Raw genomic sequence first — 19,744 nt, 5'->3', positions numbered from 1 at the left:
AATCAAAAGATCGTCGATTCGAGTGCCACGTTCACCGTCTTTAATCGACGAATAGTGACTCTCGGAGCGAACGTATCGATGAATGTCACGAAACAGGCGGCCCGGCGGGCGGCGTTCAGAAGTACTTGTGCGCGTCGTGGCCGTACTCCTCGGGTGGCGTCGAGACGACGCCCTCGTCGTGGAGCGTCGTGAAGAAGGTCGCGTCGGAGTGGTAGTACTCGTCGAACACAGACCGAGCAGTGACGTGTAGCAGCGGCGGGAGTGCCGGGTCGTCGCGTTCGACGAACAGCGCGACGTTGAAGCTGTTCAGGCCGAGGTCGGCGTAGTACGACAGCACGTTCACCAGTCCGCGAGCGAAGTCCTCGGTGACGTCACCCGAGGGGTCGGGGAGACCGGCGTGGATGCCCGCGGCGACGCCCGTCAGGTGGTAGTGGTGTTTCGGCGCGAAGGGAGCCAGCCAGTGGACGTTGCCGGTCTCGGCCAGGTATCGGTCGCCGCCACGCTCCTGTACGGCGAGTGCCGACCAGTACACCTCGTCGTGTGCCTCGTAGTAGTCGCGGGCGGCCTCGGCGACCCGGCGCTGTTCGTTCGTGCCACGGTCGTCCACGACCGTCTGGAGGTGTGGGTGGACGAGACTCGCGCCCGCCGGCCGCAGGTAGTTCATGTTGATCGACGCGAATCGCGCCTCGTCGTCGTGCTGGAACACGTCGTGGACGTACTGGAACGCGGCACACAGGCCGTCGGCGAACTGCGACGCGGTGAACTCGCCGATGGGCACGTGGTGGTCCTCCGTCAGTGCGACCACGTTCGAGTGTGCACAGTACGGGTTCAGGTTCGGGAAGGAGGTCGCCTCGCCGCGTCGCCCGCGGTCGACGCCCATCCAGTCGGGGTAGGTCGGCGTCGCCTCCTCAACCGTGCCCGGACAGAAGAAACACCCCTCGTCGTCGAGTATCGAGTCGGCGACACGCGCCTCCTCCGGCATCGGGAAGTTCTCCGGGACGACCCGCGCGGTCCGACCCGTCAGTGGGTCGACTCGGACTTCGGTCTCGACGGTCGTCTCCGCGAAGTCTTCGAGTGGGCTGTGGAACGTCGCCGTCTGGGTGTCTCGCTCGAACTCGATGGCCATACGTGACCTTCGACGTGTCTCCGCAAAAGTGTACGCCGACCTCACGGAATCCGGAGGTGTCGGCAGCCGGGACGGGGCCGAGATTCGCGGTCAGATCGCGGTCGGGACGATCAGTGCGGGCGAGGCCCACGAGGCGGTGAGGTAGACACCCTTCCCCCCGTCGACGACGTTCATCAGCGCGAGTTCTGCAGCGACGTAGGCTGCGGTGACTGCCAAGACCGGGGCGAGTGTCCCGCCGGAGGCCGCGATGGCCGACCCGCCGAGGGTCATGAACGCCGCGACGACGTTGCCGGCCTCGTTGAAGTCCTGCATCGCCGCTTCGGGGATTCTGAACTGGTAGCCCCACCAGTAGGCTCTCGCGGTGATGAGTTGGTTCTCGCCGGCCGCCGACGGTTCGCCGAACAGTTGCGCGCCGACGGCCCCGGACACTTCGTACTGGAAGTCGGTGGGGTCGAGGTCGGTACCCGGGAGGTCGAGGCTCTCAGCGGTCGCTACCGGGTCGATTCGCCGGAGGTTCGCCTCGATGTTCTCGATCAACTGCTGTTGCAGGTCGGGGTGCTCCCGGAGGCGCTCCTCCATCGCACCGGATATCACGTCGAACTGTCCACCCTTCTCCCTTCGTGCTGTCGCCATGAGACTCTCCACTGCTGTCACTCGTAGTGCAGTTACGCTCGGGTCCCAGTGAGGTACCCGAGTCGTACCGCTGGAATGGTTCAGCGACCCCCGGATACGACTCGAACGGGCGTAACCACGTATGGCACGAAACCCGACAGAACCGTCGTTTCGAAGGCCATGGCGTGTGAATTCTGAGAATCGAGTGCTGCGGGAGAGGGACGGGAGACAGCCCCCGAGTTCCGACCGCCGAAATCCAGCCAGCCACTGTCTGACACACAGAAATTCAGTTCTGCGATCAGTTATCTCCCCGTCCGACCTCCCGACTGCTGATGACCAACGCCACCGATCGACAGCAGACCGCCGACAACCGCACGACCGCCGACAACCACACGACCGCCGACAACCACACGACCGCCGACAACCACACGACCGCCGACAACCACACGACCGCCGACAACCACACGACAGGCCGGAGGGCCTTCCTCGCGGCCGGCGGTGCCGTCGCACTGACTGCCCTCGCGGGTTGTCTCGGTCGGACTGTGCAATTCGGCCTCGACGCCGACACCGTCACCGAATCGACCGGCAGGTCGATCCCGGCCGGCACAGTCCGCGACGTTCGCGTCAGCAACAGTGTGGGCCGCGTCGAGATTCACGGCGTCGAAACAGAGACCGTCGACGTGAAACTCGTCAAACGCTCTCGTGACGGCCAGCGCGGGCTGGACGCCATCTCGGCCAGCGTCGATCTCTCGGCGGATGGGCTGCTCGCGGTCTCGACCGCCCTCGCAGACCGTGACTGGACCGGTCGGTCGATGCCGACCGTGGACGTGACGATCACCGTTCCGTCGGGGAGCGAAGCCCCGACCGTCTCGGCCGTCGAGACGATGCTCGGTGACATCGACCTGCGGGGGACCCGCGGTGACGCCCGACTCGCGAGCGAGCTCGGAGCGATCCGCGCCTCCGGAGTCCAGGGGTTCCTCACACTCCGCACCGAGGCGGGTGACGTCGAAGTGAACGACGTGGTCGGTATCGACGAGGCGTCGACCGATCTCGGTCGGCTGAAACTCGATCTGCTCGGGGTGCGCGGGAACGTCGACATCGGGACGAACCTCGGGGAGATCGTCCTCGGGGTCGCCGACGACCTCGATCTCGATCTCGACGCCGCCGGTTCGGCAGTCGACTCCGACCTCCAGTTGTTCGACCGCCGATCCGGCGTCGGCCGACTCTCCGGCCGACTGAACGCCGGTGGTCGTCGACTCCGCGTCGTCAGCGACCTCGGGTCGGTCTCCCTGCGGGCGATCCGGCGGGCCTGAGACACCACACCCTGTTTTCAGCCTGCTCCGAAAACACCCGCACATGACCACCTGGGACGAACGCTTCGCGTCCGGATCGTATCCGAGCGACCCCGAACCGTCACCGGTCCTCCGGCGGTACGTCGAGACGTTTCCAGAGGGCCGCGCGCTGGACGTGGCGACCGGAACGGGCCGGAACGCGCTGTTTCTCGCCGAACACGGCTACGAGGTCGACGGCCTGGACCAGTCGCGTGAAGGGTTGCGGATCGCCCGCGAGACCGCCGAGGACCGTGGAATCGAGGAGCAGACGCAGTGGATTCAGGGCGACGTGGCGAGCTACGAGTTCCCCGAGTCGGCCTACGACGTGGTGACGATCAGTTTCTACCGACCGATGGACCGCCTGCCCGACATCAAGGCGGCGCTCAGGCCGGGGGGCGTGCTGTTCGTCCAGCACCACATGCGGTCGCCCGAGGCGGCGGCCTACGAGGTCGGGCCGAGCACCGACCGCTACCGGTTCGCCGCGAACGAACTGCTCCACGCCTGTCTGGACCTGACGGTCCTGCACTACAGCGAGACGACCGAGAGCCGCGGCGACGGGCGCCAGGCACAGCACGCACAGGTCGTCGCCCGGAACGCACACGGGAGTCGCCAGGCCGCCCCCGCCGTCGATCCGTGAGCACCGCGTCGAGCCGAGACGAGGGGGGCGATCCCCTCAACCGTCGGCCGCGGTGGACACCGGTTCGAGGGCGGGGGTGAACTCGTAGACGTGGCCGTCGTCGACGGAGACCGTGTTTCGCGCCATCACCGGCCCCGGAGGGGGCGAACAGCAAAACTCCACCTCCGGTCGACCCTCACCGGTCGGCGAGGAACCGCCGGACGCTCGCCGCCGGGTCGAAGCCGACGCCCGCCGACCGGTCGACCGCGAATCCACGACGCTCGCCGAGGCTCCGGAGGGCGTTCGTCAGCGCAGCCATCTCGACCGGTGCGTGGATGCGGTACGCGTACGGCGGTCCGGTCGCGGTGTCGACGGCGACCTTCGGTCGGGCGACGGCCCGCCCGTCGTAGAGTCGCACGCGCCGGAGGTCGGCGTACGGGATTCGGTGGGTGCGGTCGGCCTCGGCGACCAGTCCCTCGACCCCGTCGGCCCGGTAACGGTCGACGGCCCGCTCTGCCACGTCGTGGGTCCGCCCGCGGGCGATGCCGAACAGCGGGGTCAGATGCCCGTACTCGGGGACAACGAGTGCGTCGTCGGTGAACAGCAGGTCGGCCATTCGGAGCGGGAACGCGCCGGTCATCGTGAAGTGCACGTGGACGTGGACCGCGGTCACGGGCGGTCACCGCCCGGAGTGTGAGACGTGGAGTCGTCGGGCGACGACTCGTCGGCGGTCTCTCCGTCGACTCTCCTCCCGCCCAGCCCGCGGTTGAGAAACAGCAGGCCACCGGCGAGAAACAGCAGGCCCCGCAGGTCACCGCCGATGGTGAGAAAGACGCCGACTGCGACGCCCACGACGCCGACGGCGACGGCGACCCGGCCGACCGACGCGGCGTCGGCGTCGAGCCACACCTCCCCGGCGTAGGTCACGACCATCGCCGAGAGGACGCCCGCGACGACGACCGACCGGAGTGTCGAGGCGGCGAGCGTCGAGCGCACGAGGAGGACGGCGGCGAGTCCCCCACCGTAGATCCACAGTCGACGGTCGACGAGCACCGCGAAGAGGCCACGCATCTCAGTGGAGCGGCCCCGACGCCTCCTCGACGGCGTCGACCGTCCCCCGAGTCCGGCGTTTCCCCCGGATCGAGGTGACGACGACCAGCGTCTGGACGACTCCATACACCACGAAGAGGAGGTAGCCGCCGGGGCCGCTCCCCACGACGCTCGCGGTGGTGGCGAACGTCGACAGGCCGAGTTGCCCGGCGAGCACCGACCCGATCAGGAGGACGCTGAAGTAGCCGAAGAAGCCGCTGGCCCACCACAGCGTGGCGACCCGCACCCACCCCGGCTGGGTGTGTTCCGGCAGGCGCGTCGTGTTGACCACGAGCAGGAGGGCGCTGTACGGCCACATCATCACCCCCGACATCGCCGCGGCGATGACGAGCAGGCCGAACGGCTGCTCGATGGGGATGGGCAGCGACAGGATGACGATCCCCCAGAGGATGAAGACGGTCAACAGCCCCCAGAAGATGCGGGGGAGGCTCCACCCGGCCTGCCTGCCGTGGAGTTCGTAGATGACGTCCGCACTGTTCCTGACGAACGATTCGACGATGGCGTACTCGGTCGTCAGCAGTGCCAAAAAGAGCGTCGCGAAGATGAGTCCACCACCGAGCGGGCTCACCTGCGGGACGACCCCCTCCGCCCACATCGTCACGCCGTCGTCGGCGGTGCCGAGTGCGTACTCGGCGGCGACGGCCATCATCATCGTCGCCACGACCAGCAACCCGACGACGAACGTCAAGAGGTGTTCGAGCTGTGCGAGTCGCCACCACCCGCGCCACCGGCGGAGATTCGTCACCGTCGGTAGGAAGGTGAAGCCGTCGCGCTGGACGGGTTCGGGGTCGTCGCCGACGACCGGGTTCTTCACCCGCCCCTGGTAGCGCCCCATCGCGTACCCCTTCTCGCGGACCCAGAGGCTCTGTGAGAGGTTGAGGTAGCCGCCGGCCCCGGCGTACGCCAGGCCGCCGAGGAAGACGGCGATGTCGCTGCCCGGCGGGAGGGTGCCGACGCTGGCGATGCCGCCGGGGACCTTCGCCAGTTCGTTGACCGACCCGAGGGCGACGAACAGCGCGACCGCGAACAGCGAGGACATCGAGACGAGGACGATCTGGGTCCGCTCGACGACGTTGTACATCAGCGGGGTCACCTGGTAGGAGAGCCAGATGAGGACCATGATGAAGATGCCGAACAGCTTCCAGGCGACGAGGTCGCCGAGCGGATAGCTGACGGCCAGCGTCTCGAAGCCGAGGCCGGTCGCGCCCACCTTCGCGGCGCTGGCGGCCCACCCCGGCCAGCCGAGACTGACGAAGCCGAGGACGAGAAAGCAGAGCGGCCAGAAGCGGTGGAGTCGCTCGAACGCGCGGAAGACGGACTCGCCGGTCGCCAGCGTCCACCGCTGGATCTCGGTGTTGAGGAAGAACTGCGTGAACACCCCGACGAAGAACGCCCAGTAGAGCGCCCAACCGTGCTGGGCGATGAGCACCGGCCAGAACAACGTCTCGCCGCTCCCGAGCGACGCGCCGAGCATGATCGCCGACGGCCCGACCACGTGCGAGAGCTTCGGGACCCGGGGGAGGTCGAGCATCCGATACCGACCGTCGTCACCGTTGTCGGGGAAGGCGGTGCTGTCGGGAGCGAGGTCGAGGTTGTCGTAGGCCGTCGGCATGTAGGAACTGCCTCGGTACTCGCGGCCCTCCTCGGCGCTCGTGTACACCTCGCCGTCGCGGGTGCCGTCGCTCATCCCCTCAGTCACCTCGGGGCCGTGTCACTGGTAACCACGTAGTGGCTCTCACGGCACACCGTATTATAACGTTTCGTCATTTCCCACCGCAGGATCGGCCGACGGCACCAGCGTCGGCACGGAGGTCGGAGACTCGCAGGTCGCCGTCAGCCGCCGAGGAAGTGCCAGACGTGCCCCCGTTCTTTCGGGGGGTCCACACCCGGGAGTTCCGCGAGGGCCGGCTGGAGGGCGTTCCACCAGCCCTCTGCCGTCTCGTACTCCGCGGGGTGTTCCGGGAACACGTCCTGGAGGAAGTCAGACTTCTTCGCCTCCGGATACTCCTGGATGTACTCGTAGGCCGCGAGAAGCGCCTCCTCTCGGGCACGGAGCGTCTTGCCCGTCCCTGGGAGGTCCACGTCGTCGATGGGGAGCGACGCGAGCGGGTCCGGTTCGTCGGTCGCCGGTGGCTCGTCGGACACCATCGGGACCCACCAGACACGACTTCGGGAGCCGACCTTCCGGGTCTCCAGTCGCCCCTCCTCTACCAACTCGTTCAACTTGTTGTGCGCAGTGCGCCGCGAACAGCCGACCGCGTCCATGATGTCGGTCGCCGTCAACGGCCGCGCACGATCCGACCGCTCCTCGAACACCGCGAGCACCGCGCGAACCGGGACCTTCCCGGCGTTCGCGGCGTCGTCGTCTCGCTCGCGTCGAGGACTCATACGTCGACAGTAGTGACACACGATGGATAAGCGTTGTCGTGGAGCCTGTCGACGACCCGTGAGACCCCCCGCGCTGGCCAGTTGCGCGTCGACGACGCGCTCACGTTCGGTGCAGTCGTGTGTGCCACGTCGGTTCAGTCGTGTGCAGGTGTCGACCGTTCCCGCGTGACCGATACACGTTCACACAACTGCATCCGTGGTGTGCACACGACTGTAAGAGAGTACCCGAACGACACAGAAACTCGTTCAGTCGAGTGTACCGTGCTACTGGGGATGAGCGAAGAGAACGGGTGAATTCGGCCTAGTTAGAAAGTATCGATGGGAGACGAGTCGAACCACTCCTCGTCGAGTATGGGACGAGCACTATCATCACGATAGTACACCCAAGATATAAGTGGTGCCAGTGTAGCCATATTTTCATGCCAGACAAGGCTGGCAGTGGTTGGCAAGCAGGCATCGATCGACGGACCTACCTCACGACGGCTGGCACGGCCGCACTCGTGGGCTTCGCAGGCTGTACCGGCGGCGGTGGCACGGACACCGAAGCCAGCGGCGGCGACGGCGGCGGGGACTCCAGTGACACCGACAGCGGGGGCGACTCCGGTGGCAGTGGCTCGAACACCATCCCGGTCGGCAACCTCTCCCCGTTCAGCGGCGGGCTGGGGTGGATCGGTCCGAACTCCCGACGCGCAGTCGAGACGGCGCTCGAGGGCGAGGGTGGCGTGAACGAGGCGACGATCGACGGCAAGACCGTCGAGATCATCGAACAGGACAGCGAGACGAAGCCACAGCCGGCCATCTCCGGGTTCAAGACGCTCGACAGTCAGGGCGTGATGACGATGGTCGGGCCGTCGAGTACGGTGACGCCGAGCCTCGTCGAACCGGCGAAGAACGCCGGTCTCTCGTTCGTCTCCCCGATGACGGGGACGATCCAACTCGACGACATCGGTGGGGAGTACATCTGGCGGACGGTCCCCTCCGACAGCATCGGCGCGCGAGCACAGGCGAAGTACGCCTACGAGGAACTGGAACACCGGACGATGGCACTGGCCTACAAGAACGACAAGGGCTCACAGTCGTTCTCGAAGGCGTCCGGGGAGCACTTCAGCTTCCTCGGCGGCGAGATCGCCACCGAAGTGGCCCTGGACCCCACGGCGAGTTCCTACCGCAGCGAGGTCCAGAAGCTCCAGGACTCCGACGCGGAGGTCGTCTCGATGACGGCGGCGACCGAGGTGACGGGGCTGTTCATCAAGAACTACGTCGAGGCCGGGGCCGACGAGGACTTCGAACTCCTGCTCGGCAACGACGTGCTGACGCCCGACTTCATCGAGGAGATGGGCGCGGACGTGATGGAGGGGATGGTCGGCCAGGCACCCGCACCGGGCCCCGCCTACGACCAGTTCGCCGAACAGCACGAGTCGATCCACGGCAAGGCACCCGGCGCGTTCGCCGCCGCGGCGTACGACGCGATGAACCTCATCGGCCTGGCGTTCGTCAAGGAGGGCGAGGCGAACCGCGAGGCGGTCCCGAACCACCTCGGTGACCTCGGGAAGCCGCCGGGGACGAAGGTGTCGACGTTCGCCGAGGGGAAGGAGGCGCTGAACGCCGGCGAGGAGATCGACTACGTCGGCGCGTCGAACCCGCAGAACTTCGACGACACCGGCGACCCACTCGGGCCGTTCTCCGTGCTGCAGGCGACGGGCGGCGAGTGGTCCGAGGTGACGACCTACTCCGCCGAGCAGTTGAGTCAGAACTGATCGCGTCTCCGGCCGCGTCTGCGGTCGGCCGCCTCCGCTCGCTATCCATATCATGTGCGCACACACCACGATACGACGACGTACCGACGCTCGACCAGCCGCGCTCAGGAGGGGGTCGTAGTGGCGTACGCGACGCTCCTGGTCACGGTCGGCATCATCGCCGCCATCTACGCCCTGCTGGCCATCGGGCTGAACATCCACTGGGGCGACACGGGCCTGCTGAACTTCGCGCACGCCGGCTTCTTCGCCGTCGGCGCGTACACGACGACCATCCTGACGACCCCCGCCGGCTCCGGCTTGTTGGCCGAACGAGCCGTCGGGTTCGACCTGCCGGTCGTCGTCGGTGTCGTCGCCGCCACGGTGCTCGCCGGCGCGGTGGGCGTCGTCATCGCGCTCACGAGCGTCAGACTGGAGGGCGACTACCTCGCCATGGTCACGCTGTCGGGCGCCGAGATGATCCGGCTCGTCATCACGAACGAGTCGTGGCTCACCAGCGGCGCACAGGGTATCAATGGTATCCCCCGACCGGCGTCGGGGGCGTTCCCCCTCGAGGCGGGCGGCGTCGTCGTCGGCTACGACCTGTTCTATCTCGGCTTGACACTCGCCATCCTGGGAGCGACGTTCCTGCTCTTCCGGCGACTCTCGACGAGCCCCTTCGGGCGCGTCCTCCACGCGATCCGGGAGGACGAGGACGTCCCCCGGGCACTCGGCAAGCGGACGCCGATGTTCAAGCTGAAGTCGTTCGGCCTCGGCGCGGGCATCGCGGGGCTGGCGGGTGCGCTGTGGGCGCACTTCTTCTTCGCCATCAACCCGACGATGTTCCTGCCGTCGCTGACGTTCAGCGTCTGGGCCGCGGTTATCATCGGCGGAGCGGGCAGTTACGTCGGTGCCATCGCGGGGACGGTCTTCCTCGTCGGGATCCGGCAGGTGACGCGGTTCCTACCGTCGAACATCCCCCTCAGCAGCGAGATTCCCTTCGTTCGACTCATCGTGATCGGCGCGGCACTGATCGTCGTCCTCTACTACCGCCCGCAGGGGCTGTTCGGGGATCGAGAACGCATGGCCGCGGGCCAGTCGATGGAGGGTGAGTGATGGCGGCCTTCGACCTCCAGTTCGTCTGGTTCGGGCTGGTGTCGGGCAGTCTCATCGCGCTTGGTGCGCTGGGGCTGACGCTCATCTTCGGCATCCTCGACTTCATCAACATCGCGTACGGCGAGTACATGGCACTGGGTGCGTTCGTCGCCTTCGGGCTGAACGACCAACTCGGCCTCCCCGTCGCGGTGTCGGGTGCACTGGCGGTGCTGGCGGTCGGTCCCCTCGCCGTGACGCTCGACAAGGCCGTCTTCCAGCACTTCCGCGACCGCTCTGCGATCGTGCTGCTGGTCGTCTCCATCGGTCTCTCCTTTATCCTGCGGAACCTGATCCGGATCGTCTGGGGGTCGGGGAGCAAGCGGTTCGACGTCCCCATCGAGGAGGCACCCACCTACTTCGGCGTCCAGATCCTCGGCGATCAGGTCGCCATCGTCGGCCTCTCGTTGCTCGTTCTCGGAGGCGTGTTCGTCCTCCTCCAGCGGACCGACATCGGCATCGCCATGCGGGCCGCGTCGGACGACGCCGACCTCGCGCGCATCCGTGGCGTCGACACCGAGCGACTCGTGTTGTACGTCTGGCTGGTCGGGGGCGTCGTCGCCGGCATCGCCGGTGTGATGCTCGGCCTCGACGGCCAACTCCGGCCGACGATGGGCTTTCTCGCGCTGATCCCCATCTTCGCGGCGGTCATCCTCGGGGGGATCGGCGACCCCGTCGGCGCGGTCGTCGGCGGCTACGTCATCGGCCTCCTCCAGGAGTTGAGCGTCGTCGTCATCCCGGCGGAGTACAAGCCACTGGTCGGACTGGTCGTGCTCGTGGTCGGTCTCCTGACCCGGCCCGACGGCCTGTTCGGGGAGGCGACCCGATGAGCGACCCTATCCTGCGCGTCGAGGACCTGTACAAGTCCTTCGGGGGCCTGGTCGCGGTCGACGATGCCTCCTTCGAGGTCGAACGCGGCACCGTGGTCGGACTCATCGGCCCGAACGGAGCGGGCAAGTCGACGACGTTCAACCTCGTCACGGGCTTCTACGACGCCGACGGCGGGACGGTCGAACTCGACGGCGAGGACGTGACCGACCTCCCGCCCGAGGCGCGGGCGACCCGGGGTATGATCCGGACCTTCCAGATCTCGCGTGAACTGACTGGCATGACCGTCCGGCAGAACGTCCGCCTCGGCGGGCAGGACCACGACGGCGAGAACGTCGTGCAGGCGCTCGCGGGCACCGCGAGCGACCGCGAGGCGGAGATCGCCGACCGGTCGGAGGAGATCCTCAAGCAACTCGAACTGTGGGATCTGCGCGACGAGTACGCGGGCAACCTCTCGGGTGGCCAGCGCAAACTGCTGGAACTCGGCCGGGCACTGATGGCCGACCCGGACGTCCTGCTGCTCGACGAACCGATGGCCGGCGTCAACCCGAGTCTCTCAGACGAGATCATCGAGATGATCGAGGAGATGAAGCGGAACGGGCTGACGGTGCTGATCGTCGAACACGACATCGACATGATCATGGACATCAGCGACACGGTGGTCGGGATGCACCAGGGGCGAGTGCTGACGAGCGGGTCACCCGAGGAGGTACAGAACGACGACGACCTCCTCGAAGCGTATCTCGGAGGTGAGGTCTGATGTTGCTCGACGCACGCGACCTCGTCTCGGGGTACGGCGACGCGATCATCGTCGACGGCGCGAGCCTGCAGATGGAAGACGGCGAGATGGTGACGATCATCGGGCCGAACGGCGCCGGGAAGTCGACGTTCCTCAAGACAATCGTCGGCCTCCTGCGGGTCCGCGAGGGGCGGGTGGTCTTCGAGGACGAGGACATCACCGGCATCGCCGCCGACGAGGCCATCGAACACGGCATCTGTTTCGTCCCACAGACGGAGAACGTCTTCCCGAACCTCACCGTCCGGGAGAACCTGAAGATGGGCGGCTGGTCGCTGACGGCCGAGGACGACTTCGAGGCCCGCGTCCAGGCGGTGTACGACCGGTTCCCGGAACTCGCCGACCGCGAGGATACGCCGGTCCAGAACCTCTCCGGCGGCCAACAACAGATGGTGGCGATGGGGGCGGGGCTGATGGTCGACCCCGATCTGCTCATCCTCGACGAACCCTCCGCGGGCCTCGCGCCGCAACTCGTCGACGTGATGTTCAAGAAGATCGCCGAGATCAACGACGACGGCACGTCAGTACTGATGGTCGAGCAGAACGCCCGGCGAGCACTCAAGGAGTCCGACCACGGGATCGTCCTCGACATGGGCGAGGACCGCCTCGAAGGCACGGGTGCGGAACTGCTGGACTCCGAGGAGGTCGCGGAACTGTACCTGGGCACCTGACCGGAGTGAAAACCCACTCTCCGGGCGGTGTCGAACACCGAGAGAACGAATCGAGTCGCCGATAGGTTCGCGGCTCGCGTCTGCTCACGACGCGAGCGCGTCGCAACTCAGTCTGCCATCCCTTGTCGCGTGCAGTGGGGCCTCGGGCCGAGTGCCCGCCGAGTTCGGTCGTTCCGACGTGACGGACGACCGATCCGAGCGTCCCCGTCTACTCGTACTGTCGATACGCCGATACCTGCTGTGCCGTCACATCGCGGCGGTTTATCCGCCGAGGGCGTCGGCCCCCGACACTCGTCGAACGGCGGCCCGTCGAGACCTCCTACTTCACCGTTGTGGTCGATTCCGCGGCGCGTGATTCGCCAGCCCACCTACGACTCCCGACGACCGAGGTGGGGTATGCACACCACCGATCCCGGACTCGCCAGCCGTTCGGCGGTCCAGCCAGTCTTCGCAGTGCCGGAATCCCGCCCGTTCGTCGCAGTGCCGGAGTCGGTCCCGTCCGTCGGAGTACCGGAGTCGGTCCCACTCGTCACGGCGGGGGATTCGCTCCTGCTCGTCGGGCTCCTGCTGTTCGCGGTCGGATACGTCCTCGCCGCGCTGGTCGTCACGCGCTGGCTCTACCGGGACGCGACCCGGCGCGGACGGCCCCGTCCCGGCCTCTGGACCGCCGCAGTCGGCGTCTCGCTGCTCTCGGGCGGACTTCTCGGCGTCGTCTTGCTCGCGATCTACCTCCGGGGGAGAGAGGCGAGTCCGACCGTCGCCAGCGAGTCGTGAACGCGAGCAGTTACGTCGGTCGGACGACACGGCAACACATCGACGATGGCTGACGACGAGCACCGGACGCGAGCGACCGACGAGGCCGACACCGGCGACAGTGCCGACGACCTCGGCTCGGTCGCCGACCTGCTCGCCAACCCGTGTGCTCGCGAGATACTCGCCAGGACGGCTCGAGAGCCACTGTCGGCCGACGACCTCGTGGCCGCCTGCGGTGCGTCGCGGACGACCGTCTACCGACAACTACGCCGACTCGCCGACGCCGATCTGCTCTCGGCCAGCACCGAACTCGACCCCGACGGCCACCACTTCGAGCGGTATCGCGCGCGACTCGACCGCCTGACGGTCGATCTGTCGGCCGACGGGTTCCGCGTCGAGATAGCCCGCAGACCGCCGGCGGACGACGCGGTCGACCGCCTCGAACGACTCTTCGAGAGACTCCGATGATCCACCCACACGCACTCACTGTCACACTCGCCGGCACGCCCGTCGTCGAGACGCTCGCCACCCTCGTCGTCGTACTGGCAGTCGGTCTCGCACTCCTCGTCGCGGTTCGTGCCATCCGGGGCTACCGCCGGAACGCCGACCCCGCGCTCCGGGCGCTGGTCGTCGGCATCTGTCTCGTCGCGGTCGTCCCGCTGTCGATGCAGGTCGTGGACGTGGGACTGGTTCCGGACACCGCCCGGTACGCCGTCGTCGCGGTGGCACAGGCGCTCGGGTTGCTCGCCATCCTCTCGGCGATGTACGGGCCACGCCGGGGTCCCCCGCGGTCGGCCGGTGAGGGCGGGTCCGCTCCGCTGTCGCCCGGGGATCCGGTCGTCGCCGGCATCGCGGTCGTCGCCGCCGTGCTGGTCGGGTGGGGACTGGCGACCGTCGGCGGGGTCGGCGTCCCGACCCTGGCACTCACCGCGAGTGTCGTCGGTGGCGGTGTCTTCGTCGCCGGACAGGCGGTTCGGGCGTACCGGCGCCGCGGCGACCCACGGATGGCGACACTCGCCGGGGGCATCCTCGCGGTCGTCGCCGGGCCGGTGCCGACCGCGCTGGTCGTCGCGGGCAGCGCCGACGCGACGGTCGCACTCGCGGCCGTGACGGTCATCGCGGTCGGGCAGGCGCTCCTACTGGTGACACTCTCCGGTCGGTGACGGGCAGGGTCGTACCAGAGAGGAGGGGGAGAAGACGAGACCCGACGCGATCAGCCCCGGAGCGACTCGACCGGTGGGTCGCTCGCGGCACGCCACGCGGGGTAGAGTCCCGCGAGGAGACTCGCCACGAGCCCGAAACAGAACCCGAAGGCGAGATACTGGAGGCTCCGGTCGCTGAACGCCGTCGGATCGCCGAGCAGTGCCTGGTTGACAGCCGCACCGACCGCGAGGCTGAGGACGACACCCAGCACCGCGCCGACGACACCCATCAGGAGGGCCTCGGTCAGCAGGAGTCGCAGGACGGCGAGTCGCTGATACCCCACCGCCCGGAAGACACCGATCTCGCCCCGGCGCTCGATCGTCGACATCAGCATCACGTTCACGATGCTGACGCTGGCGACGAACAGCGAGACGGCACCGATGCCGACGAGGAAGACGTTGATCTGGGCGAGCAGTTGGAGGATCTGACTCACCGCGTCCTCGAAGTCCTGGACGGCGTAGCGTTCTTCCTGGTAGTTGAGCGCGCTGTCGAGGCGGTCGCGTTCGGCGAAGGCCGACGCGAAGCTCCCGGCTTCGAGGTAGATGCCGGTGTACTGTTCGTTCGGGTGTCGCTCACTCGGGACGACCACGGCCTCGTCGGTCGAGAAGACCCGCTGGTCCTCGTTCTCGGCGAAGACGGCGACCACGCGCTGGGTCTCCCCCTCTATCGTCATCGCGTCGCCGACACCGACGCCGAGTTCCTCGGCGAGACCACTGCCGACGGCGACGCCGTCACGCCACCCGACCGGGATCGACCCCTCGGCGACCGTCGTCTGCTCGCGTGGCTGGTTGACCGACTTGAGTGGCGCGGTCGTGTCGGTCCGGAGGTGGCTGACGTTCGCGGTCGTCTGTTTGAACGTGTAGGTCGGGTAGTCGGTGTTGCTCTGGACGAGTCGCCGGTCGTCGGCGTCGAGTCGCTGGCTGTCGGCGTCCTCGCCGGGTTCGATCAGGACGGTACTCCCGATGCGATCGAAGCTGTCCACTTGCGACTCCTGGAACGCGACGCCAGTGACGCCCAGCGAGGCGATGGCGACCACCCCGACGAGGATGCCGAGGATGGCGAGACTGGTGCGGACGCGCGTCCGAGTGAGGTTCCGCCACGCCAGCGTCGTCAGCGGGAACCGTTCGAGCAGGCGCGCCGAGAACCGACGGCTCACGGTACGCCTCCCGCCGGTTCGTGCGAGGCAGTCCCGTCCGAACCGGTCTCATCGTCCGCGTCGGCGTCCGGTTCGCTGTCGTCTCCGGCGTTTACGTCGATGCGACCGTCGACGATCGTGACGACCCGGTCGGCGAACCGCGTCACCTGCTCGTCGTGCGTGACGGCGACGATGGCGACCCCGTCGTCGGCGATACCGGCGAACTCGTCTAACACCTGCCGACCGGTCGCCTGGTCGAGGTTGCCGGTCGGTTCGTCCGCGAGCAGGAGTCGTGGGTCGTTCACCAGCGACCGAGCCACCGCGACGCGCTGTCGCTGGCCGCCGGAGAGTTGGTCCGGGTAGTGGTCGGTCCGGTCGTCAAGGCCGACGCTCTCCAAAAGACCGTCGGCACGGTCGAACGCCCCCGACGTGTCGGACCCGGCGAGTCGCGGGAGCATGACGTTCTCGGTCGCGGTCAGCGTCGGCACGAGGTGGAACGACTGGAAGACGAAGCCGACCGTCTCCCGCCGGAGGCGAGTGCGCTCTGCGATGGAGAGGTCGGCCACGGCGGTCCCGTCGAGTTCCACCCTGCCCGAGGTCGGGACGTCGAGCAGGCCGAGGACGTTCAGCAACGTCGACTTGCCACTGCCCGAGGGACCGACGACCGCGACGAACTCGCCCGGTCGGATCTCCAGGTCGACGCCCTTCAGCGCCCGGAGCGTCTCGTCGCCGCTCCGATACTCCTTCACGACGTCTCGGGCGACGACGAGCGGCGCGTCGGCGCTCTCGCCGAGTGGGTCGCTGGGGCCACTCGTCCCGAGCGACTCGGCGACGGTCCCGGTCGCCTCGGCGTCGTCAGTTTCGACCACGGCGGACCCTCCACCCGACGACCCCGAGCAGGCCGACGACGACAGCCGCACCGCCGACGAGCGAGAGCGGCAGCCCGCTCGCCGTGGTGCGGTCGGGCGTCGGTTCCTGCTCTGGTGTGTACGAGACGGTCCTGACGGCCTCGCGGGGGACGCCGTCCACGAGGTACTCGACCCGGACCGGTATCGTGACGGTCCCGTTGCGGGTCGGCGCTGCGACCGCCTCGAAGGTCCCGAAGTCGCTGCCGGCGACGCGGCCGACGAAGAACTCGGCGTTGTTGGCCGCCGGTTCGACGCCGTCACCCGAGGCGACCGAGACCGTGACGCCGGTCACGTCGCTCCCGCCGGGGTTGCTGGCGGTGCCGCGGACACGGAGGCCGGCGTCGGTCTCCTCGACGCGGAGGTTGTTCAGTGCGATCCGCCCGGGGTTCGTGGGTTCGACGAAGGTGCCCGAGAGCGTGCGCTCGGTGGTGTATCTGGTTCCGTTGTAGCTGTACGCCACGCGGGCGGTGACGCGCTCCGTGCCACTGGTGTCGCCGCGCACACCGACCGAGACCGCTCGCTCCGCGCCGGGTTCGACGCGGGCGAAGACGTGATCGCTACTCGTCAGGCTGGTGCGCTCGGGCGAGAGGCGGAGTTCGACGTTCCGGATCGGCTGGTCGAGGCCGTTCGCGACGGTCACGGTCGCGTTCGTCGCGGACCCGGCGACCGTCGGCTCGAACGCTAGCCCGACGACGGGGTGCGGGTCGCGCACGTCGAGCGTGACGACGCGTTCGATCCGGCGCACGTCGCCGTCGGTCGAGAGCAGGCTGAGTTTGATCAGGAGGTCGCGTTCGCCGACCTCGTCGATGCCGACCGAGAGGTCGACGGTCCGCGACTCGCCGGGTTCGATCCGGTCGCGGGGCTGGACTCCGGCGAGTTCGTCGCGGTCCCGGGCGTCGGTCCCGTCGAAGACGCGGACGCTCTTGAGAACGTAGTCGTTCCCGTCGCCCGCGAGGTTCGAGACGTTCGTCGTGACGGTGACGTTCTCGTCGGTCGTCGGCTGGCGGTCGGAGACGCCGGTCTCGACGAGGACCACGGTGTCGGCACCCGTCGCCGGGAGCGCGACACCGAGACTCGACACGACGAGGAGTCCGGCGACCAGGACGGCGGTTCTGCTCGTCATCGGGACCACCTCCGGGCGGTGGCGGTCGCCGACCCCGAGGGTCGGGACCTCGGGTCGGTGTGGCCGGTCGGATGGAGAGCCGAGTCAGCAGGGGCGACCGGGCCCGGACGCCGGTGTGACCGGGCCGGTGCTGGTGGGTAGAGGGCGGTTCGGACTGTCCGCGAGGGGTGTGCGCGGGGCGGTTCGTGTCGCATCGTACCCGAAGGTTCGCCGGAATCGGGTTATGTCTCGTCCGTAGTTTCTGGCGCTGCCACTGGCCCAAAGTATTATGTACGAGAACGGGTCATCGGGGCCGAGACCGGACACGTTCCGGCGTTCAGTCGTCGGCTTCGATCGGGTCGGCGTGCGGAATCGTCACGTCCGGGAGTTGCGCCTCGATCTGTTCGCGCTGACTCTCGAACCGACCGGGGAGGACGAGGCGACCACCCAACTCGTCGAGCGGTTCGTCGCTGGTGTACCCCGGGCCGCTGGTGGCGAGTTCGAAGAGGACGCCGCCGTGTTCCCGGAAGTACACCGACCGGAACCAGTGGCGGTCGATCTGGTTCGTCGGCGACAGCCCCTGTCCCCGCACCGCAGACCGCATCGCCTCCTGATCGTCGTCGGTCGGCGTCTGGAACGCGACGTGGTGGACGGTTCCGTGGCCCTGTCGTCCGCCCTCGATCGTGGGGAGGACGTCGACGTACTTCCCGACGGGCCCGCTGGCCGCGAAGCGTGTTCGACGGTCGCCGGGCGTGTCACTCTGCGCTTGCTCGGTGCCGACTCGCTCGAAGCCCATCGTCTCCAGCAGTCCCTCGGTCGGGTCCGGGTCCGCGATCCACAGCGTCACGGAGTGGAACCCACGGATGGCGTACTCGCTCGGGACGAACTCGGTCCACGGAACGACTGGATCGTCCTCGGGAATCTCGGTCTCCACGAGTTCGACCGGGAGCCCGTCCGGGTCACGGAAGGGGAGGACCGTCTCGCCGAACCGCTCGACGCGGTCGTCGTAGTCGACGCCGTAGTCGTCGAACCGGGACTCCCAGTAGTCGAGACTCCCCTCGGGGACGCGGAACGCAGTGGTCGAGACCTGGCCGGTGCCGACCTTCCCCTGCGGGAGGTCCTCCCACGGGAAGAACGTCATACTGGTGCCCGGTGTCCCCTCCGCGTCGGCGAAGAAGAAGTGGTACGTGCCGGGGTCGTCCTGGTTGATCGACCGCTTCACGAGGCGAAGCCCGAGCGTCTCGACCCAGAAGTCGATGTTGCGCTGGGGGTCGCCAGCGATGCACGTCACGTGGTGAATGCCCGGTGTGGGCGTCACGTCACTCATGGACAGCAGTAGGCGTCGCAAGAACTTGAGCCTGCGCGGACACGAGTGTTACCGGGGGGCGTCGGTGGCACCGGCCGGGCGGTCGGCCGGGTCGTGTCCCCCACCCGCCAGAGATCTGAGATAGCCGACAGCCAGCGCGACCGCCAGCACTGCTGGCAGGACGGTGAAGACGACGGCCACGGCCGGGACGGTCACGCTCCCGACGAACAGCAGTGCGACGGTCGCGCCGGTGATCGTCGGCGCGAGCAACGCGCCGAAGACGACGCCGACACCGGCCAGTGTGTACCCCCACGGCCGCTTTCGCCAGAGCAACCCGGCCGTGATCGCCAGTCCCGGCACGACGAGCGTCAGATCGAGGAAGTGCGAGACGAGCGCCTGCGGGCCGGTCTCGGCGGCCAGTGCCGGGGGTGTCGCACTGATCGTCGCCGGCACCAGTTCGGCCAGCCACAGCGTGGCGAGTCCGCCCGCGATGACGGCCAGTGCGCCGGCGTACAGTCGGTCCGGCAGGCGATCTTCGAGTGCCGAGCGCAGGGCTTCGGGGTCGGTCGCCAGCACACCCCCGATCAGCGTGAACAGCGAGAGCGCGAACAGTCCCGCGTACGCGAGGAAGAACCGAGTGAACGGGACCTGCAGGCCGGTCGAGAGCCAGACGTACGCCGCGTAGGCCAGTGCGCCGAGCCAGACGACGCGCCCGGCGGTGGACCCCCGCGCCGCGTACCAGACGCCGAGCAGGAGCGCCGGGACGCCCACGACGAGTACCAGCACGTCTTGCACGACCAGTTGTGTCCGGATCGCGGGCGGGTAGCGGTCGGGGCGGGCGAAGCCGAGCAGCACGACGGCCGTCGTCAGAAGTGCGAGCAGGACTGTCGAACCGCGTTGCCACCGGGGAACTGTCGTCGAGGTCATCTGGGCTCACCACTCGGAGAGACGTTCCCGGCGAGGGTGTCGAGTGC

General features: G+C 68.1%; 21 protein-coding genes. 10 read left to right on the top strand and 11 right to left on the bottom strand.

All coding sequences use genetic code 11. The features are described from left to right. Positions 1 to 115: 115 nt before the first annotated feature. Together LI337_RS16270 and LI337_RS16265 are read right to left on the bottom strand one after the other, a co-directional pair. Complete coding sequence (locus tag LI337_RS16270; RefSeq protein WP_227230965.1) at positions 116 to 1,126, bottom strand: hypothetical protein; 1,011 nt, start codon at positions 1,124 to 1,126, stop codon at positions 116 to 118. Positions 1,127 to 1,216: 90 nt separating this feature from the next. After that, on the bottom strand, positions 1,217 to 1,759 hold the full coding sequence (locus LI337_RS16265; protein ID WP_227230964.1) for a hypothetical protein: 543 nt from the start codon (positions 1,757 to 1,759) through the stop codon (positions 1,217 to 1,219). A gap of 311 nt (positions 1,760 to 2,070) precedes the next feature. On the opposite strand from LI337_RS16265, the gene LI337_RS16260 reads away from it, so the two are divergent. Together LI337_RS16260 and LI337_RS16255 are read left to right on the top strand one after the other, a co-directional pair. Then, positions 2,071 to 3,051 (top strand): DUF4097 family beta strand repeat-containing protein, encoded by a 981-nt coding sequence (locus LI337_RS16260; protein ID WP_227230963.1) that lies wholly within the window; start codon positions 2,071 to 2,073, stop codon positions 3,049 to 3,051. A gap of 43 nt (positions 3,052 to 3,094) precedes the next feature. Next, on the top strand, positions 3,095 to 3,706 hold the full coding sequence (locus LI337_RS16255) for a class I SAM-dependent methyltransferase (RefSeq protein ID WP_227230962.1): 612 nt from the start codon (positions 3,095 to 3,097) through the stop codon (positions 3,704 to 3,706). A 175-nt stretch (positions 3,707 to 3,881) separates the two neighbouring features. Here the strand turns inward: LI337_RS16255 and LI337_RS16250 are convergent, their stop codons facing one another. The 4 genes from LI337_RS16250 to LI337_RS16235 all read right to left on the bottom strand — a co-directional run bounded on the left by LI337_RS16250 (position 3,882) and on the right by LI337_RS16235 (position 7,183). Then, a complete protein-coding gene (locus LI337_RS16250) occupies positions 3,882 to 4,358 on the bottom strand; it encodes a hypothetical protein (RefSeq protein ID WP_227230961.1) in 477 nt (158 codons plus the stop codon). Beyond that, positions 4,355 to 4,756 carry a hypothetical protein gene (locus LI337_RS16245; RefSeq protein WP_227230960.1) on the bottom strand — a complete coding sequence of 134 codons (402 nt, stop codon included), beginning with the start codon at positions 4,754 to 4,756 and terminating at the stop codon, positions 4,355 to 4,357. Before LI337_RS16245 ends, LI337_RS16250 begins: the two co-directional genes overlap by 4 nt. Position 4,757: 1 nt before the next feature. Further along, the gene (locus LI337_RS16240) at positions 4,758 to 6,482 is read right to left on the bottom strand and encodes an Nramp family divalent metal transporter (protein ID WP_227230959.1); all 1,725 of its coding nucleotides are present in this window, start codon (positions 6,480 to 6,482) and stop codon (positions 4,758 to 4,760) included. Between the two features lie 146 nt (positions 6,483 to 6,628). Continuing rightward, complete coding sequence (locus LI337_RS16235) at positions 6,629 to 7,183, bottom strand: ArsR family transcriptional regulator (protein ID WP_227230958.1); 555 nt, start codon at positions 7,181 to 7,183, stop codon at positions 6,629 to 6,631. A gap of 419 nt (positions 7,184 to 7,602) precedes the next feature. On the opposite strand from LI337_RS16235, the gene LI337_RS16230 reads away from it, so the two are divergent. The 8 genes from LI337_RS16230 (at position 7,603) to LI337_RS16195 (ending at position 14,279) form a co-directional block, all read left to right on the top strand. Beyond that, positions 7,603 to 8,940 (top strand): ABC transporter substrate-binding protein, encoded by a 1,338-nt coding sequence (locus LI337_RS16230; RefSeq protein WP_227230957.1) that lies wholly within the window; start codon positions 7,603 to 7,605, stop codon positions 8,938 to 8,940. Positions 8,941 to 9,060: 120 nt separating this feature from the next. Further along, a complete protein-coding gene (locus LI337_RS16225; RefSeq protein WP_227230956.1) occupies positions 9,061 to 10,032 on the top strand; it encodes a branched-chain amino acid ABC transporter permease in 972 nt (323 codons plus the stop codon). Beyond that, positions 10,032 to 10,898 (top strand): branched-chain amino acid ABC transporter permease, encoded by an 867-nt coding sequence (locus tag LI337_RS16220; RefSeq protein WP_227230955.1) that lies wholly within the window; start codon positions 10,032 to 10,034, stop codon positions 10,896 to 10,898. The genes LI337_RS16225 and LI337_RS16220 overlap by 1 nt, the downstream gene beginning before the upstream one ends. Next, positions 10,895 to 11,656 (top strand): ABC transporter ATP-binding protein, encoded by a 762-nt coding sequence (locus LI337_RS16215; protein WP_227230954.1) that lies wholly within the window; start codon positions 10,895 to 10,897, stop codon positions 11,654 to 11,656. The genes LI337_RS16220 and LI337_RS16215 overlap by 4 nt, the downstream gene beginning before the upstream one ends. Next, positions 11,653 to 12,363, top strand: a complete 711-nt coding sequence (locus LI337_RS16210) for an ABC transporter ATP-binding protein (protein ID WP_345777773.1) — start codon at positions 11,653 to 11,655, stop codon at positions 12,361 to 12,363. Before LI337_RS16215 ends, LI337_RS16210 begins: the two co-directional genes overlap by 4 nt. A gap of 396 nt (positions 12,364 to 12,759) precedes the next feature. After that, positions 12,760 to 13,137 (top strand): hypothetical protein, encoded by a 378-nt coding sequence (locus LI337_RS16205; RefSeq protein ID WP_227230952.1) that lies wholly within the window; start codon positions 12,760 to 12,762, stop codon positions 13,135 to 13,137. Between the two features lie 45 nt (positions 13,138 to 13,182). Next, entirely contained in the window at positions 13,183 to 13,584 is a 402-nt protein-coding gene (locus LI337_RS16200) for an ArsR/SmtB family transcription factor (RefSeq protein WP_227230951.1), read from the top strand. Further along, positions 13,581 to 14,279 carry a DUF7521 family protein gene (locus LI337_RS16195; protein WP_227230950.1) on the top strand — a complete coding sequence of 233 codons (699 nt, stop codon included), beginning with the start codon at positions 13,581 to 13,583 and terminating at the stop codon, positions 14,277 to 14,279. Before LI337_RS16200 ends, LI337_RS16195 begins: the two co-directional genes overlap by 4 nt. 50 nt (positions 14,280 to 14,329) lie before the next feature. Here LI337_RS16195 and LI337_RS16190 read toward each other — a convergent pair whose 3' ends face one another. From LI337_RS16190 to LI337_RS16170, 5 genes are all read right to left on the bottom strand, one after another. Further along, positions 14,330 to 15,475, bottom strand: a complete 1,146-nt coding sequence (locus LI337_RS16190) for an ABC transporter permease (protein WP_227230949.1) — start codon at positions 15,473 to 15,475, stop codon at positions 14,330 to 14,332. Then, complete coding sequence (locus LI337_RS16185; RefSeq protein ID WP_380700354.1) at positions 15,472 to 16,323, bottom strand: ABC transporter ATP-binding protein; 852 nt, start codon at positions 16,321 to 16,323, stop codon at positions 15,472 to 15,474. Before LI337_RS16185 ends, LI337_RS16190 begins: the two co-directional genes overlap by 4 nt. Then, positions 16,310 to 17,485: a COG1361 family protein gene (locus tag LI337_RS16180; RefSeq protein WP_227230948.1), complete on the bottom strand. Its 1,176-nt coding sequence runs from the start codon at positions 17,483 to 17,485 to the stop codon at positions 16,310 to 16,312. The genes LI337_RS16185 and LI337_RS16180 overlap by 14 nt, the downstream gene beginning before the upstream one ends. Positions 17,486 to 17,801: 316 nt before the next feature. Beyond that, a complete protein-coding gene (locus tag LI337_RS16175) occupies positions 17,802 to 18,791 on the bottom strand; it encodes a ring-cleaving dioxygenase (RefSeq protein WP_227230947.1) in 990 nt (329 codons plus the stop codon). A 48-nt stretch (positions 18,792 to 18,839) separates the two neighbouring features. Further along, on the bottom strand, positions 18,840 to 19,697 hold the full coding sequence (locus tag LI337_RS16170) for a hypothetical protein (protein WP_227230946.1): 858 nt from the start codon (positions 19,695 to 19,697) through the stop codon (positions 18,840 to 18,842). Positions 19,698 to 19,744: the final 47 nt, after the last annotated feature.

This window comes from Salinirubrum litoreum (genome assembly GCF_020567425.1).
GTDB classification, from domain to species: domain Archaea; phylum Halobacteriota; class Halobacteria; order Halobacteriales; family Haloferacaceae; genus Salinirubrum; species Salinirubrum litoreum.
The sequence above is the reverse complement of the archived record's forward strand: the minus strand, read 5'-3'. Positions and strand labels throughout refer to the sequence as shown.